The following is a 14,909-nucleotide window of genomic DNA, read 5'->3' as shown; positions in this document are numbered from 1 at the left end:
GATAACGAAGTCGACGGTGGCCCGTGACGGGGCGTGTGCTGCACGGGACCAGCCTTCCACGAAGTGGCGCGGTCAAACCCTAGTAAATAGGGTTGCTTTCGCAGACCCTCAGGCGGGCGCGGGTACGGCGTCGCGGAACCGCTCGACGATCTCCTCGCCGGCGCGGCCGCCGGACTGCTCGGTCACGATCAGCCCGGGAGTGGTCCAGCCCTGGTCCTCGAGCTCGCCGTGTGCGGGCCGGATCGCGACGTCGGCGGCCTCCAGCAGCCCGCGGTCGAGCAGCGAGTCACCTGCCGCGACAACGGTGCTGGCACCCACCCGACGGACGACCTCGGCCAGCGCGGCCTCCTTGGTCAGGCCGCTCGGGATCGCATAGATCTTCCGGCCCTGCAGCGACAGCACCCAGCCCAGGCCCGCGACGGCCACCTCGAGCTCGCAGAACCAGCCCTTGTTGACCTCGCCGGGCTCGACGACGGCGTACAGGAAGCGGTCCTCGGCGCTGCGCACCTTGGTCACCCACGGCTGCGCCATCACCGCACCCAGGACGTCGCGCGCATCGGCGTACGACGCACAGTCGGCCACCTCGCGATCGACGCTGTCGGCCCAGTCGGCGCACGGCTCGCCGTCGACCAGAATATTCGCGCCGTTGGTGGTGATCGCGTGCCGTGGGGCGAGGCCGGGGATCCGGATCCGGCGGTACTGCTCGACGGTGCGAGTGGTGGATGGGACGAAGTCGACCTGGCCGGCCAGCGCCACCAGGTTCTCGACCGCGACCGGGCTCATGAAGCTGATGTCCTTGCCGTCGTACACCTCGACGCAGACGGGATCGCGCACCGGCTCACCCAGCTGCATGGCGGCGGCGGAGTAGATCAGGGTTCGATCCAGATCGGACGCGATCAGCAGGCCCATGGGGTCACGTCCTATCCGTCGTTCTCAGTGGGGCGGATCAAGCCGACGCAACTGTAGGGCAGTCCCTCGACCGGCACCACGTCTACGCCACGATCGTTTGCAAGAAGCTCGACATGACGCAGGTCGTCGCGACGGTCGGGGTTGACGACCACCATCCACGGCACCCGGCGCAGCAGCACACGCGTGGTCTCGCCGACGCCCGGCTTGACCAGGTTGATGTGCGGAATGCCGTACGCCGCGCGGATCCGCTCCGCCGCCTCCCAGCCGACCCAGGTGGGCCTCCGGTCGGTGGCCAGCAGCTCCTCGGCGCGAGCGACGGCGGCGGCGCCGGTCGCGGCGTACTGGGCGGTGATCGCATCGAGGTAGAGGTTGGACACGTCGCGCTCGGCCAGCTCGGCGTAGAACTTCGCGCCGTGGAAGTCGTGCGGGCCGATCCAGGTGTCGTTGAGGACGGTGCGCGAGACCAGGCCGGACACGGTGGAGTTCAGGCAGGCCGACGGGATCAGGAAGTCGTCGCGGGTGCCGAACAGCTCCACGCACTCCCCCGGGTCGGCCAGCACCGCGAGGTCGGGCCGGAACCCCCGCTCACCCAGCCCGAGCTGCTCGTTGGCGAGCGCGACCGCCTCCGCGAACTCGCGGGTGATCGCGCCCTTGCCGGTCCAGCCGTCGACGAACAGCACCCGCTCCGGCTCGTAGCGCTGGGCGAGGTAGCGCATCGCGATCAGGTCGATGCCCCGGTCCCGGACGATGCTGATGGTGTAGTGCGGCCAGTCCAGGCCGTGCTGGTGCTGCGCCCAGCGGCGCATCAGGATGCCGATCGGGGTGCCGGCCCGGGCGAGGGAGACCAGCACCAGGTCGTCTCTGTTGCGGGTACGGCGGGACAGCTCAGCCACCGCGCCCACCGCGGTCGCCACCCGCGACGCCACCGCCGCCAGCTGCTCGTGGAAGAGCCGCTGGTAGGACTCGTCGGGCTGGTACTCCACCGGCAGCGACTCCGCATAGTGCGCCTCGCCTGCCTGGATCGCCTTCTCCCGGACCGCGATGTCGGCTTCGAGCTCGGCGTGACTGAGATCCTTGAGCAGCCAGGTCACCTCCGCCGCGTCGTACGCGCCGAAGCCGGGGCCGTGCAGCGCCGGCGGCAGACCGTCGGCGACCGGCAGCACGACGGTGTGCACCCGGTCGGCGTACCCGCCCAGCTGGTCCAGCAGCCCGCCCTCGGCCCACAGCGGCTGGGTGTACGACGGCGAGTCGACCACGACGACGATGTCGGACCAGTCACCGTCCGCCACGTTGTAGGCGAACCGCTCGCCGGCGTCGGCCTGGTTGTCGTGGCTGCCGAACGTGAGGCCGGACCGGATGGCATAACTATCGACGTCCAGCACCCGTACCGGCGACCGGGTGGTCGTCGAGAACCGAACCTCGCGATCGTCGGTGCGCAGCGCGTGGGCGATCGCCAGCGGCGCGTACATCAGCTCCTCGGTGCCGAGGACCAGCACCCGCTCCCCGACCTCCAGCCCCTTGGCCACGTCGGCGGCAGCCGCGTCCAGTTGGCTCTCGTCGTCCGGCCAGAACCCGTGCCGCCCGCCGATCCGCACCCCCCACGGCCACGCCCTCGGTGGTTGAGGAGGTTGCTCTGCAACCGTCTCGAAACCTCCGAGAGCGCCTTGGTTTCGAGACGGTCGCTGCGCGACCTCCTCAACCAGCGGCGCGACCCGATCGGCGACGTCGTCCGGTACGACTACTTCACCTGCGGCGAGCGCGACGACGTCGATGGCGACACCGAGCTCGTCGGCGACGGCGGCCATCGCAGCCCGGTCTTCCGGCCGGCGTACGTCGAGCAGGGTGGCGATGACGTAGCGCGCGCGGGGGGCGGTGGCCTGGAACTCACGAATCGTGTTCAGGACGGTGCGGCCGGTGGTCAGCTCGTCGTCCACCAGTACGACGGGACCGGTGCCGCTGAGCAGCGCGGGGTCCTCGGGCAGCACCAGGTGCGTGGTGGCGTGAGAGTGCGACTCCTCGAAGCCGAGCGTCGACTCGAAGCCCGGAACCTGGCGCCGGGTCGAGTGAATCGACGGCATCCGGAGTGCGCGGGCGACAAGGTGGCCGAGCGCGGTGGCGGTCTCGGCGTACCCGAAGACGAGGCCGGGCTGGGCCTCGACAGCGGCGACCCCGGCGTCCACCCGTGCGGCGAACGACGCCGGGTCGGTGCCGGACCGCAGCACCGTGCCCAGTTCCTCGAAGACCTCAGGGTCGACCTTGTCGACCGCACCCAAGAGCTCGGCGACCCGGAGCCCGAGCAGCAGGCCGCTGCCGCGCACCACACGCGGGTCTGTGGGGACGTGCTTGGCGAGGACGGTGGAGACCAGCAGGTGGGGGCGGCGGGGGTTGACCCGCAGCGCCATCCCGAACAGGTCGGTCATCGCCAGCCCGGGCAGCAGGCCGTGGTCGGTGGCGCCGATGCCGGTGTTCTCCGACACCCACGCGCCGCTCCAGGCTGTCTTCGGAGGAGGGGGCATCAGAGATTGACGCTCGCTTCGAGGAAGTCCACGAACGTGACGTCCTCGTCGGCGACGCCGAAGGCACGAGCGCGGAGCATGGTGGCGTTGGCCCAGTTGAGGTGCGGGGAGGCCTCGTTCATCTTGTTGCGGTAGCGCGAGGCCGACACCCCGCCGCCGGTCGAGGCCTGGACGATGTCGAGGGCGTCGACATAGTCCTCGTGGGTGACCACGCTGAGAGCGTGTACGGCGGGCACGTGGCTCGGATGGATGACGGTCTTGCCGAGCAGCCCGTTGGCCTGGTCCAGCGCGACCTCCTTCATCAGCCCGTCCAGGCCCTTCGAGATCAGCGAACGCCGCAGCACGCGGACGGCGTGCGCGGTGAACGGGGTCTCGCGCAGCTGCGGCTTGAAGATCCGCTCGCGGTTGTCGAAGTGCTCCCAGACCGGCCCGGTGACGACGTACCCGCTCCCGTCGCGGCGGCCCAGCATGTTGACGATGTCGCCGATCACCGAGGCGATCGGGGCGACGTCGTACACGGTGATGTCGGGGTGCCGGCGCAGGCCGAGCACCGAGCTCAGGTCGGTCGCGCCGATCCGAACCGCCAGCACCTCGGCGTCGTGGCCGGCGAGGGTGTCACGGATGCCGACCAGCGACTCCACGCGGCTCTCCAGCCGGATCACCTCGGGCGACTCGATCACCGGCATCACCCACATCCGGTGCTCGAGGTGCTTGGACGCGGCGTCGACGGCGTCGAGGAACGGGCGCCCGGTGCTCGCGGTGAACTTGGGTACGACGATCCCGTCCAGGCCGCTCGCGAGCGGACCGAGGCCGGCGACGAGCCGCTCGATCTGACCGGGCTCGCGCACCCGGACGAAGATCAGCGGTCGCATCGAGCCGGAGCTGAAGACGCCGGCGAGCTGGTGCACGAGGTTCTTCTCGGCGTACTCGACGTCGGAGTCGGCGATCGCGTCCTCCAGGCAGAGCACCGAGCAGACGACGCCGCGATGGGCGGCGGTGGCCAGGTCCTGCTCGATCGTCGGACGGGTCGCCGGACTGTAGAGGGTCGCGCCGAGCGCGACGGCGAGCAGGTCCCGCTCGCTGCTGCGGTGGAACTCCTCGGGCAGCCGATGGAAGAGTCGATCGGCCAGCCCATCGTCCAAGAATGCGAAGTGCCTCACGAGCCCCCCTTGAAGTCCTCAGGCTTGCGCCAAAGGATACGGTCCTGATGGTTGATGGCCACTGGTCGCCTGGGGCAATCGGTGGACGCATCGACCACCCTCACTACCCGGGATCAAACTGGAGGAAACCGTGGCTATCTCGCTGTCCAAGGGCGGAAACATCAGCCTGTCGAAGATGGAGCCCACGCTGAACAGCGTGCGGGTCGGGCTCGGGTGGGACGCCCGCTCGACCGACGGCGCGCCCTTCGACCTCGACGCCAGCGTCATGGTGTGCGGCGCGGACGGCCGGGTCCTGTCCAACGAGCACTTCATCTTCTACAACCAGCTGCAGACTCCCGACGGCGCGGTCCGGCACAGCGGCGACGTCCGTGACGGCGAGATCGTCGGCGACGACGAGCAGGTCTTCGTCAACCTGGCCGGCATGGCCGCCGACGTCGACAAGCTGGCCTTCGTCGCCACGATCCACGAGGCCGACTCCCGCGGCCAGAACTTCGGCCAGGTCCGCAACGCCTTCATCCGCGTGGTCAACGAGTCCTCGAAGGAGGAGATGGCCCGCTACGACCTCACCGAGGACGCCTCGATGGAGACCGCGATGGTCTTCGGCGAGCTCTACCGCAACGGTGCCGAGTGGAAGTTCCGCGCTGTCGGCCAGGGCTACGCCTCCGGCCTCGAGGGCATCGCCCGCGACTTCGGCGTCGCGCTCTAGCCCCTGCGGTAGTCGTCGATCAGCTCGCGGACCCGCGCGTCCAGCGCGGTGAGGCGCTGGTGGAGCGACCAGTAGTCGGGGTGGGTGCCCTTCAGCATCGACTCCAGTGAGATCAGCTCGGCGGCGGCACCGTCGATCCGGCCGGCCCACGGCTGTGGCGCGACGGACTGGCCCTTCATGACCAGGTAGCGCGCGTCCCGCAGCCGGAAACGCACCTGCTCGAAGAGCTTCTGCGGCTGCGCCTTGATCCCGCGCAGCAGGTCGAGGCGTTCGCGCGGGCCGTCGATCACCTCGCCCGCGGAGGCGAGGTCGTCCTCGAGCGCGGCGAGCTGGATCAGGGCGCCGGCATGGTCGCCGCCGGCGTTGAGCCGGCGCAGCTCGCGGAGACGGTGCTGGGCGCCCTCCAGCAGCTTGTGTACGTCGGCCTCGCGGTCGGCGATGTCGCGCCAGTTGCCGATCGAGAACTCCCGGCGCAGCGCGCCCATCGCCTCGTGGACCGATTCGGCCCGATGGCCGAGGGCGTCGATCCGGGTCGACAGCGACGGGATCCGGGTGCCGAGGGTGGCGACTCGCTGCGGCAGGTCGGTCGCGAGCGCGAGTGCCTCCGCGGCAAGCTTCTCGACGACCTGGGCGGGCTCGTCGACCTTGTCCGGTGTCAGCTGCTCGGCGATCCCGGCCAGCCGTCGACCCGCGATCCGGGCCCTCGCGAGCGCCTCGTCGGCGTTGGCGAACTCGTACCCCTTCTCCCGCATCGCCCGCCAGGCCGCCTCCGCCCGGTCGACGGCGCCGGAGGCCTCCGCGATCCGCCGCATGACATTTTCCTTGGCCTCACCCAGCCGCGCCAGCTCCGCGCCGTACTGGTCCAGGAAGCGTTCGAAGTCGTCGGCCAGCATGCCGAGCTTGGGGCTCAGCTCCCCGAACGCCGGCGTGGCCTGCTGCAGCGCCGGCAGCACCGACTCCTCCAGCGGGTCGAACCGGTCCAGCAGCGCGATATAGGCGTGAATCAGCTCGTTGGCCCGCTGGTCGAGGGCCTCGAAGCCGGGTACGACGCCGGTGCGGCGGGCACGGTCGGCCAGCACCGCGGCGTACTGACGGACGGTCCCGCCGATGTCTCGCTGAAGCTGGTCGACGCGGTAGAACTGCTCCTGCATCGCGGCCCGAGCTTCCTGAGCCTGCTCCAACGGCTGCGCGCCGCGCCTGCCGCGTTGGCGTCCGGCAGGGCGGTCGAAGCTCATGCTGTTCATCGTACGGAAGGTGCGAACTCCGATGAGTTCCGGTCCTGGGGGCAGTCCACCTGGCATGGACACGATCTATGAAGGCATCAGGTTCGGCGAGTCGGTGCGTTGGCACGACGGCAAGCCGTGGTTCGCAGACTGGGCAGCCGGCCAGGTGATCTCGGTCGCCGGGCCGGGCGACTCGACCATCGAAGCGAGCGTGGAGTCGTTCCCGCTGTGCTTCGACTTCCTTCCCGACGGACGACTGCTGTTGGCCTCCTCGGCCAGCCGCCAGGTACTGCGCCGCGAGGCCGACGGCTCGCTCACCGAGTACGCCGACCTGGCGCCGGTCTCGACGATGCCGTGGAACGAGATCGTGGTCGACCCGCGCGGCAACGCCTACGTCAACAGCATCGGCTTCGAGTTCCCGGAAGGCGAGTACGCGCCCGGCTTCGTGGTCCTGGTGACGCCCGATGGCAAGGTCACCCAGGTCGCCGACGACCTCGCCTTCCCGAACGGGATGGCGGTCACCCCCGACGGCGGCACGCTGATCGTCGCCGAGTCGTACGCCGAGCAGCTGACGGCGTACACGATCGGCGCCGACGGCAGCCTCGGCGATCGCCGGGTCTGGGCAGCCACCCCCGGTGACCACCCGGACGGCATCTGCCTCGACGACGACGGCGCGGTCTGGTACGCCGACGTCGGCAACAAGCACTGTCGCCGGGTCGCCGAGGGCGGCGAGGTGCTCAGCACCGTCGACTTCGCCCGCAGCGCATTCTCGTGCGCGATTGGTGACGGCAACCTCTACGTCGTCGGCCAGGACTTCGGCGGCAACCCCTTCGCCGGTGAGCCGACCGGCCTCCTCGCCGTCGCTCCGCTTCCGCCGAAATGAGGTCGTGGGTCTGAGCGTGCGCCAGGGCGCACGCTCAGGCCCACGACTCACTCAGATATGGATTTCGTGCTTCTCCTCAGGGTGCAAGCGATTCTCCCGGATGCTCCACCACAGCGAGGCGAGGATGAACGCGACACCGATCCCGCCTGTGACGAGTTCGGGGATCTCGTACTTCATCGTCACGAACAGCAGCACCGCCAGGGCACCGATCGCCCAGTGGGCGCCGTGCTCGAGGTAGACGTACTCCGCGAGGGTGCCCTTGCGGACCAGGTAGACGGTGACCGACCGGACGTACATCGCGCCGACACCGAGGCCGATCGCGATGATGATCGGGTCGGAGGTGATCGCGAAGGCGCCGATGACACCGTCGAAGGAGAAACTCGCGTCGAGGACCTCGAGGTAGAGGAACATGAAGAACGCGGCCTTGCCGGTGGCCAGGACCAGCGCACCCGTGCTGCCATTGGCAGCGCCCTCCTCGGCCTCATCGTCGTCCTCCAGGCCCGACGACTTCGCGAAGAGATCCCCGAGGCCCTTGACGACGAGATAGGTGAGCAGGCCGAGGATTCCGGCGGCGAGCACGCTGCCCAGGTCGTCCACGTCGAACCACCAGGCGAGCAGCGTCAGCAGGCCGAGGGACAGGATGACCGCGGCGCCCTCGAGGCGGCCGAGGGTCTCCATCCGGCGCTCGATCGGGTCGAGCCAGTGGTTGTCCTTCTCCTCGTCGAAGAAGAAGTCGAGGAAGATCATCATCAGGAACATGCCGCCGAACGCCGCGATCATCGGGTGCGCCTCGTGCAGGAGGTACGCGTAGCTTCCCTCGTCGTGGGTGTCGCCGCCCTCCATCGCGAGGTCCCAGGCGTCGAACGGGTTGAGGCCGGCGGTCGCCCAGACGACGACGAACGGGAACACCAGCCGCATGCCGAAGACCGCGATCAGGATGCCGACCGTCAGGAACATCTTCTGCCAGAACGGCGACATCTTCCCGAGCACCTTGGCGTTGACCACGGCGTTGTCGAAGGAGAGTGACACCTCCAGCACGATCAGGATGGTGGCGATTGCCACGGCGTGCAGAGCGGCGCCGGTCGAGTCCTTGGAGGAGAACCCGTAGAAGAAGGCTCCGATCAGCCCGAGAATGGTGATCGCGAACGACCAGCCGAAGGTTCTGAGAATCACGAGTCAGTCCTGGTTCTTGAGTGGTTGTAGGTCAGCTGGCGTTGACGCCGAAGTCACGGACGATACCGAGCAGGCCGCTGGCGTAGCCCTGGCCAATCGCCCGGAACTTCCAGTCACCCTCCCGCCGATAGAGCTCGCCGAAGACCATCGCGGTCTCCATCGAGGCGTCCTCGGTGAGGTCGTAGCGGGCAAGCTCCTGCCCGTTCGTGGCATCGACGACCCGGATGAAGGCGTTCATCACCTGGCCGAAGTTCTGCCGGCGTGCGTCGGCGTCGTGGATCGACACCGGGAACACGATCCGGTCGATGTCGGCAGACAGAGTCGAGAGGTTCACCTCGATCACCTCGTCGTCCCCCTCACCCTCACCGGTGAGGTTGTCACCGGTGTGGTGTACGGCGCCGTCCGGCGAGTCGAGGTTGTTGTAGAACACGAAGTGGGCATCGGAGAGCACCTTCCCGGCGGTTCCGACCAGCAGCGCGGACGCGTCGAGGTCGAAGTCGGCACCGGTCGAGCCGCGCACATCCCAGCCGAGCCCGACGGCCAGCCGCGTGAGCACGCCGCCGTCCGACAGCTTCGCCAGCGAGACGTTGCCGCCCTTCTGAAGTGTCACGCCCATGGTCCGATGTCCCCCTTCTCCTCGATGCGTCGGTGTGGTCAGCAGCCTTCTGCCCAGAGGGCTCGTGACCAGAACCTATCGTGACCGCCCAGGCGTGCCACATAGCGACTACCGCTCCTGGGGACAGCAGCCCGGGTCAGGATCCGCCGAAGGGTACGCCGAGCGCGGTGAGCCGCTCCTCGCCGCCGTCGAGCGCGGTCAGCACCCAGGCACCCCGCTGGGTCAGCGTGAACGAGTGCTCGAAGTGCGCGGCCCAGCTGCCGTCGCTGGTCGCGACGGTCCAGTCGTCGTCGTACACGACGGTGTCCTTGGAGCCGAGCGTGATCATCGGCTCGACCGCCAGCGCCATCCCCTGGACCAGCTTGGGGCTGAGCAGCCGGTTGCCGCCGAGGTTGGGTACGTCGGGCGGCTGGTGCATCTCGCTGCCGATTCCGTGGCCGGTGAAGTGCTCGACGATGCCGTAGGGACCCTCGCCGCGGACATAGCTCTCCACCGCCTGCGAGATGTCGGCGACCTTGCCGCCGAGCCGGGCGGCGGCGAGACCGCGCCACAGCGACTCCTCGGTGACCCGCATCAGCTCGGCGACTTCGGCCGGCACCTCGCCGACCGCCACCGTGATCGCGGCGTCGCCGTGCCAGCCTTGCCCAGAATCGTCGAGAGTGATCGCGCCGCAGTCGATCGAGATGATGTCACCGTCGGCAAGCACCCGGGAGCCGGGTACACCATGGACCACCTCGTCGTTCACCGACGCGCAGATGGTGCCGGGGAACGGCGGCTCGCCGTACCCCTTGAACGACGGTACGGCGCCGGCCGAGCGGATGTTGTCCTCGGCGATCGCGTCGAGCTCCTTGGTGGAGATCCCGACACGCACTTCCTTGCGCAGCAGCTCGAGCGTCTGGCCGACCAGCAGGCCGGCGCGCCGCATCGTGGCGATCTGCTCCGGGGTCTTGATCTCGATCCCGCGGTCGCGGAAGCCCACTAGTGGGTACCTCCGGAAGTTCTTCGTGGGTCTGAGTGGTCAGGGTGCGTGCAGCGCAAGGCGTCGGAGGGAGGCGGGCCGGTGGCCCGTCGACCGACGACAACGCAGCGATTTGCGTGCCCTGGCCGCTCAGACCCCGACGAACTTCCGGAGATGCCCACTAGCTCTCGTCGACGGAACCGAGAGCTTCAAGCAGCCGCTCGGTCACCTCGTCGACCTCGCCCATGCCGTTGACCTCGACCAGGACGCCGTGGTCGCGGTAGACCTCGATCAGCGGCGCGGTCTGCTCGTTGTAGACCTCTTGCCGGCGCCGGATGACGTCCTCGGTGTCGTCGGCGCGAGCCTCGACCTCGGCCCGCTGCAGCAGCCGGTTGACCAGCTCGTCGTCGTCGACGGTGAGCACGAGTACGGCGTCGAGCTTGTGCCCGGTGTACTCGATCATCCCGTCGAGCTCCTCGACCTGCGCGAGCGTGCGCGGGTAGCCGTCGAGGAGGAAGCCGGGGTCGGCGTCCGGCTCGTCGATCCGGTTGCGCACCATCAGGTTGGTGACCTCGTCCGGCACGTACTCCCCGTGGTCCATGTACTTCTTCGCCTCGAGGCCCAGCGGCGTACCCGCATCGACGTTGGCCCGGAAAATGTCCCCGGTCGAGATCGCCGGGATGCCGTAGCGGTCGGCGATGATCTTGGCTTGCGTGCCCTTGCCGGCGCCCGGCGGTCCCATGATGAGTAGTCGCATTAGTGCCTCCCGTGGGAAGTCGTCTGGCGGTTGGCGTGCTCCAGGTGCGTGCAGCGCGAGGCGCCGGAGCGATGCCAGACTGGGTTGTCTGTCGAGGGACGGCAACACGGCGATGTGCGTGCCTGGGGTGCGCGAAGCGCTAGAGGGCTTTCCATGGGCGGCACTATCGAAGGAACCCTTCGTAGTTGCGCTGCTGCAACTGGCTCTCGATCTGCTTCACGGTGTCGAGCGCGACGCCGACCATGATCAGGATCGAGGTGCCGCCGAACGGGAAGTTCTGGTTGGCGTTGATGAGCACCAGTGCGATAAGCGGAATGAGCGCGATCAGGCCCAGGTACATGGCACCTGGGAACGTGATCCGCGACAGGACGTACGCAAGGTAGTCCTCGGTCGGACGGCCGGCCCGGATCCCGGGAATGAAGCCGCCGTACTTCTTCATGTTGTCGGCCACCTCTTGCGGGTTGAAGGTGATCGAGACGTAGAAGTACGTGAAGAACACGATCAGGCCGAAGTACAGGGCCATGTAGATCGGGTGGTCGCCGTTGACCAGGTAGTTGTTGATCCAGCGGATCCAGGGCGAGGTGCTGCCCTGGTTGAACTGGACCGCCATCGCCGGCAGGTAGAGCAGCGACGAAGCGAAGATGACCGGGATGATGCCGGCCTGGTTCACCTTGAGCGGGATGTACGTCGAGCTGCCGCCGAACATCTTGCGTCCGACCATCCGCCGGGCGTACTGGACCGGGATCCGGCGCTGCGCCTGCTCGATGAAGATGACCGCGGCCACGATCACCAGACCGATCGCCATCACCAGGCCGAAGATCCACCAGCCCTGGGTCTTCTGGACGCTCCACATGGCGGCCGGGAAGGTCGCGACGACCTGGCAGAAGATCAGGATCGACATACCGTTGCCGACGCCACGCTCGGTGATCTGCTCGCCCATGTACATGATCACCGCGGTGCCGGCGGTCATGGTGACCACCATGACCAGGAAGGTGTTCGTCGAGTCGGAGTGCAGCAGGTCCTCCTGGCAGCCCTGGATCAGCTGCTTGGAGCGCGCCAGCGCCACGATGCCGGTCGCCTGGAGTACGGCGAGCGCCAGCGTCAGGTAGCGGGTGTACTGGGTGATCTTGGTCTGGCCCGCCTGGCCCTCCTTCTTCAGCGCTTCGAGCCGCGGGATGACCACGACGAGCAGCTGCAGGATGATGCTGGCGGTGATGTACGGCATGATGCCCAGCGCGAAGATCGTCAGCTGGAGCAGTGCGCCGCCGGAGAAGAGGTTGATCAGGCCGTAGACGCCCTCGTTCCCGACGTTGTCCACGCAGTTCTGCACGTTGCGTGCGTCGACACCGGGAGCAGGAACCTGGGAGCCGAGCCGGAAGATCACAATGATCGCGAGGACGAACAGCAGCTTGCGCCGCAGGTCCGGTGTCCGGAAGGCGTTGGCGAACGCGCTTAGCACGTGGTCCTCTTTCTCAAGCAGGGGCAGGTACTCGCCACGTCATGGCGAGGACCGGGGAAGCCTAACAGGGAGCAGCAGAGCGCCCATTTCCGACCAACGAAGGGCGCGGCCGGCGAGTGCCGACCGCGCCAACTTCGTTGCTCACGGGTCGGCCGTGTCTCCCCGTCCATCGCCGTCGCGAGCGGTGTTTCGGGCCGATCTGGCAAGGCGGCGGCGCGAAGGCGGGCCGGATGGCCCGTCGAGCGGCGCCGCCGCAGCCAGATCGAGTCCGAAACGCCGCGCAGCGGGCGAGGGATGGGGAGACACGGCCGAAAGCTCAGGCCGTGGCGGTGGAGCCGCCGGCGGCCTCGATCTTCTCCTTGGCGGAAGCGGAGAACGCGTTCGCGCTCACCTGGACCGCCACCGAGATCTCGCCCTGACCGAGCACCTTGACCGGCTGGCCCTTGCGGACCGCGCCCTTGGCGACCAGGTCGTCCACGGTCACGGGGCCACCCTCGGGGAAGAGCTCGTTGATCCGGTCGAGGTTCACGACCTGGAACTCCACCTTGAAGGGGTTCTTGAAGCCCTTCAGCTTGGGCAGCCGCATGTGGATCGGCATCTGGCCACCCTCGAAGGCGACCGGAACCTGGTAGCGGGCCTTGGTGCCCTTGGTGCCTCGACCAGCGGTCTTACCCTTCGAGGCCTCACCGCGACCCACGCGGGTCTTGGCGGTCTTGGCACCGGGGGCAGGACGCAGGTGGTGCAGCTTGAGCGTCATGTCAGTCGACCTCCTCGACCGTCACCAGGTGACGGACGGTCTGGACCATCCCCCGGATCTCCGGACGGTCCTCCTTGACGACCACGTCGCCGATCCGCTTGAGACCGAGCGTGCGCAGGGTCTCGCGCTGGTTCTGCTTGCAGCCGATCGTGCTCTTCTTCTGCTCGACCTTGAGGCGCATCAGGAAGTCACTCCTGTCTCGGCCTCGGCCCGCGCCTTCAGCAGGGCGGCCGGGGCCACCTGCTCGACGGTCAGACCCCGGCGTGCCGCAACGGCCTCCGGCTCCTCGAGCATCTTCAGCGCCGTGACGGTCGCGTGCACGATGTTGATCTGGTTCGACGAACCCAGCGACTTGCTGAGTACGTCGTGGATGCCGGCGCACTCCAGCACCGCACGCACCGGGCCACCCGCGATCACACCGGTACCAGGAGCGGCCGGACGAAGCATCACGACGCCCGCCGCCTTCTCACCCTGGACCGGGTGCGGGATGGTGCCCTGGCTGCGCGGCACCTTGAAGAAGTTCTTCTTGGCTTCCTCGACACCCTTGGCAATGGCCGCCGGGACCTCCCGGGCCTTGCCGTAGCCGACACCGACGAGTCCGTCGCCGTCACCGACGACGACCAGGGCGGTGAAGCTGAAGCGCCGACCACCTTGAACGACCTTGGCGACACGGTTGATCGCGACGACCCGCTCGATGTAGGCGGTCTTGTCGGCCGCCTGGCCACCGCGACGGTCGTCGCGATTGCCCCGACGGTCGCCGCCGGCGCGCTGTCCGCGCTGGGCTCCGCTCATGAGACTGTTCCTTTTCTCTTACGTGGTTGTCGTGATCAGAACGTCAGGCCGCCCTCGCGGGCGCCATCAGCAAGGGCCGCGATCCGGCCGTGGTACTTGTTGCCGGCACGGTCGAAGACCACGCCCTCGACACCGGCTGCCTTGGCACGCTCGGCGACGATCTCGCCGACCTTCTTCGCCTTGGCGGTCTTGTCGCCCTCGAAGCCGCGCAGGTCCCCCTCCATGGTGGAGGCCGAGACCAGCGTCTTGCCGACCAGGTCGTCGACGACCTGGACCGAGATGTGCTTCGCGGAGCGAGTGACCACCATGCGCGGGCGCTCGGCGGTGCCGGAGATCTTCTTCCGGCCGCGGACCTGACGACGCAGACGCGAGCGCGTCCGCGAGGCGGTGTGCTTGTTGTTCTTGAGTGAGATGGCCATGAGTTACTTGCCAGCCTTTCCGACCTTGCGGCGGATGTGCTCACCCGCGTAGCGAACGCCCTTGCCCTTGTACGGCTCGGGCTTGCGCAGCTTGCGAATGTTCGCGGCCACCTCACCGACCAGCTGCTTGTCGATGCCCTGGACGCCGAGCTTGGTCGCGCCTTCGGTGGTGAAGGTGATGCCCTCGGGCGCGTTGAACGTGATCGGGTGCGAGTACCCGAGCTGGAACTCCAGCGTGGTCGGGCCCTTGGGCAGGACCCGGTAGCCGACGCCGACGATCTCGAGCTTCTTCTCGTAGCCGTCGGTGACGCCGATGACCATGTTGGCGATCAGGGTGCGGGTCAGTCCGTGGAGCGCCCGGCTGAGCCGGTCGTCGTCGGGGCGCTTGACCTCGAGTACGCCGTCCTCACCGCGCTCGACGGTGATCGGGGCGGCGACGGTGTGCGACAGGGTGCCCTTCGGGCCCTTGACGGTCACCAGGCTCTGGTCGATCGCGACGTCAACTCCGGACGGGACCGCGATGGGGAGCTTGCCAATGCGCGACATGCTTCTTCCTCTACTTTCCTTGGTCTCGCGGTTCG

Annotated in this window: 16 protein-coding genes; 2 read left to right on the top strand and 14 right to left on the bottom strand. The window is 68.3% G+C overall.

Annotated elements, in window-relative coordinates; genetic code table 11:
- Nucleotides 1–108: 108 nt before the first annotated feature.
- The 3 genes from DDV73_RS16940 to DDV73_RS16930 are packed head-to-tail and all read right to left on the bottom strand — an operon-like array spanning nt 109 to nt 4,585.
- A complete protein-coding gene (locus DDV73_RS16940; RefSeq protein ID WP_109508443.1) occupies nt 109–909 on the bottom strand; it encodes an HAD family hydrolase in 801 nt (266 codons plus the stop codon).
- Between the two features lie 11 nt (nt 910–920).
- Nucleotides 921–3,425 carry a phosphoribosyltransferase gene (locus tag DDV73_RS16935; protein ID WP_206050926.1) on the bottom strand — a complete coding sequence of 835 codons (2,505 nt, stop codon included), beginning with the start codon at nt 3,423–3,425 and terminating at the stop codon, nt 921–923.
- Nucleotides 3,425–4,585, bottom strand: a complete 1,161-nt coding sequence (locus DDV73_RS16930; RefSeq protein WP_109508442.1) for an HpcH/HpaI aldolase/citrate lyase family protein — start codon at nt 4,583–4,585, stop codon at nt 3,425–3,427. The genes DDV73_RS16935 and DDV73_RS16930 overlap by 1 nt, the downstream gene beginning before the upstream one ends.
- Nucleotides 4,586–4,715: 130 nt before the next feature.
- On the opposite strand from DDV73_RS16930, the gene DDV73_RS16925 reads away from it, so the two are divergent.
- Nucleotides 4,716–5,291 (top strand): TerD family protein, encoded by a 576-nt coding sequence (locus tag DDV73_RS16925; RefSeq protein ID WP_109508441.1) that lies wholly within the window; start codon nt 4,716–4,718, stop codon nt 5,289–5,291.
- On the opposite strand, the gene DDV73_RS16920 is transcribed toward DDV73_RS16925, so the two are convergent.
- Nucleotides 5,288–6,526 (bottom strand): hypothetical protein, encoded by a 1,239-nt coding sequence (locus DDV73_RS16920; RefSeq protein WP_154402790.1) that lies wholly within the window; start codon nt 6,524–6,526, stop codon nt 5,288–5,290. The genes DDV73_RS16925 and DDV73_RS16920 overlap by 4 nt on opposite strands.
- A 64-nt stretch (nt 6,527–6,590) precedes the next feature.
- On the opposite strand from DDV73_RS16920, the gene DDV73_RS16915 reads away from it, so the two are divergent.
- Nucleotides 6,591–7,397 carry an SMP-30/gluconolactonase/LRE family protein gene (locus DDV73_RS16915; protein ID WP_109508439.1) on the top strand — a complete coding sequence of 269 codons (807 nt, stop codon included), beginning with the start codon at nt 6,591–6,593 and terminating at the stop codon, nt 7,395–7,397.
- A 51-nt stretch (nt 7,398–7,448) separates the two neighbouring features.
- On the opposite strand, the gene DDV73_RS16910 is transcribed toward DDV73_RS16915, so the two are convergent.
- From DDV73_RS16910 to rplF, 10 genes are all read right to left on the bottom strand, one after another.
- Nucleotides 7,449–8,570 (bottom strand): DUF475 domain-containing protein, encoded by a 1,122-nt coding sequence (locus DDV73_RS16910; protein WP_109508438.1) that lies wholly within the window; start codon nt 8,568–8,570, stop codon nt 7,449–7,451.
- Nucleotides 8,571–8,601: 31 nt separating this feature from the next.
- Nucleotides 8,602–9,180, bottom strand: a complete 579-nt coding sequence (locus DDV73_RS16905; protein ID WP_276310130.1) for a TerD family protein — start codon at nt 9,178–9,180, stop codon at nt 8,602–8,604.
- 142 nt (nt 9,181–9,322) lie between these two features.
- Nucleotides 9,323–10,165, bottom strand: a complete 843-nt coding sequence (gene map, locus DDV73_RS16900; protein ID WP_109508436.1) for a type I methionyl aminopeptidase — start codon at nt 10,163–10,165, stop codon at nt 9,323–9,325.
- A gap of 160 nt (nt 10,166–10,325) precedes the next feature.
- Nucleotides 10,326–10,901, bottom strand: coding sequence for an adenylate kinase (locus DDV73_RS16895; protein WP_109508435.1), 576 nt, complete (start codon nt 10,899–10,901; stop codon nt 10,326–10,328).
- A gap of 163 nt (nt 10,902–11,064) precedes the next feature.
- On the bottom strand, nt 11,065–12,360 hold the full coding sequence (gene secY / locus DDV73_RS16890) for a preprotein translocase subunit SecY (RefSeq protein ID WP_109508434.1): 1,296 nt from the start codon (nt 12,358–12,360) through the stop codon (nt 11,065–11,067).
- Between the two features lie 316 nt (nt 12,361–12,676).
- Nucleotides 12,677–13,117, bottom strand: a complete 441-nt coding sequence (gene rplO, locus DDV73_RS16885; protein WP_109508433.1) for a 50S ribosomal protein L15 — start codon at nt 13,115–13,117, stop codon at nt 12,677–12,679.
- 1 nt (nt 13,118) lies between these two features.
- Nucleotides 13,119–13,298, bottom strand: coding sequence for a 50S ribosomal protein L30 (rpmD, locus tag DDV73_RS16880; RefSeq protein ID WP_420818482.1), 180 nt, complete (start codon nt 13,296–13,298; stop codon nt 13,119–13,121).
- Nucleotides 13,298–13,909: a 30S ribosomal protein S5 gene (gene rpsE / locus DDV73_RS16875; protein ID WP_109508432.1), complete on the bottom strand. Its 612-nt coding sequence runs from the start codon at nt 13,907–13,909 to the stop codon at nt 13,298–13,300. Before rpsE ends, rpmD begins: the two co-directional genes overlap by 1 nt.
- Nucleotides 13,910–13,944: 35 nt before the next feature.
- A complete protein-coding gene (rplR, locus tag DDV73_RS16870) occupies nt 13,945–14,328 on the bottom strand; it encodes a 50S ribosomal protein L18 (protein ID WP_109508431.1) in 384 nt (127 codons plus the stop codon).
- 3 nt (nt 14,329–14,331) lie between these two features.
- Complete coding sequence (gene rplF / locus DDV73_RS16865) at nt 14,332–14,874, bottom strand: 50S ribosomal protein L6 (protein ID WP_109508430.1); 543 nt, start codon at nt 14,872–14,874, stop codon at nt 14,332–14,334.
- Nucleotides 14,875–14,909: the final 35 nt, after the last annotated feature.

Source organism: Nocardioides speluncae (genome assembly GCF_003121585.1).
GTDB lineage: Bacteria > Actinomycetota > Actinomycetes > Propionibacteriales > Nocardioidaceae > Nocardioides > Nocardioides speluncae.
Note: the sequence above shows the minus strand (reverse complement) of the source record. Positions and strands in the feature narration are given on the sequence as shown.

Coding starts and splice junctions, on each gene's coding strand:
- DDV73_RS16940 (WP_109508443.1), bottom strand. CDS start 909: ATGGGCCTGCTGATCGCGTCCGATCTGGATCGAACCCTGATCTACTCC.
- DDV73_RS16935 (WP_206050926.1), bottom strand. CDS start 3,425: ATGCCCCCTCCTCCGAAGACAGCCTGGAGCGGCGCGTGGGTGTCGGAG.
- DDV73_RS16920 (WP_154402790.1), bottom strand. CDS start 6,526: ATGAGCTTCGACCGCCCTGCCGGACGCCAACGCGGCAGGCGCGGCGCG.
- DDV73_RS16915 (WP_109508439.1), top strand. CDS start 6,591: ATGGACACGATCTATGAAGGCATCAGGTTCGGCGAGTCGGTGCGTTGG.
- DDV73_RS16895 (WP_109508435.1), bottom strand. CDS start 10,901: ATGCGACTACTCATCATGGGACCGCCGGGCGCCGGCAAGGGCACGCAA.
- rplO (WP_109508433.1), bottom strand. CDS start 13,117: ATGACGCTCAAGCTGCACCACCTGCGTCCTGCCCCCGGTGCCAAGACC.
- rpmD (WP_420818482.1), bottom strand. CDS start 13,298: ATGCGCCTCAAGGTCGAGCAGAAGAAGAGCACGATCGGCTGCAAGCAG.
- rpsE (WP_109508432.1), bottom strand. CDS start 13,909: ATGAGCGGAGCCCAGCGCGGACAGCGCGCCGGCGGCGACCGTCGGGGC.
- rplR (WP_109508431.1), bottom strand. CDS start 14,328: ATGGCCATCTCACTCAAGAACAACAAGCACACCGCCTCGCGGACGCGC.
- rplF (WP_109508430.1), bottom strand. CDS start 14,874: ATGTCGCGCATTGGCAAGCTCCCCATCGCGGTCCCGTCCGGAGTTGAC.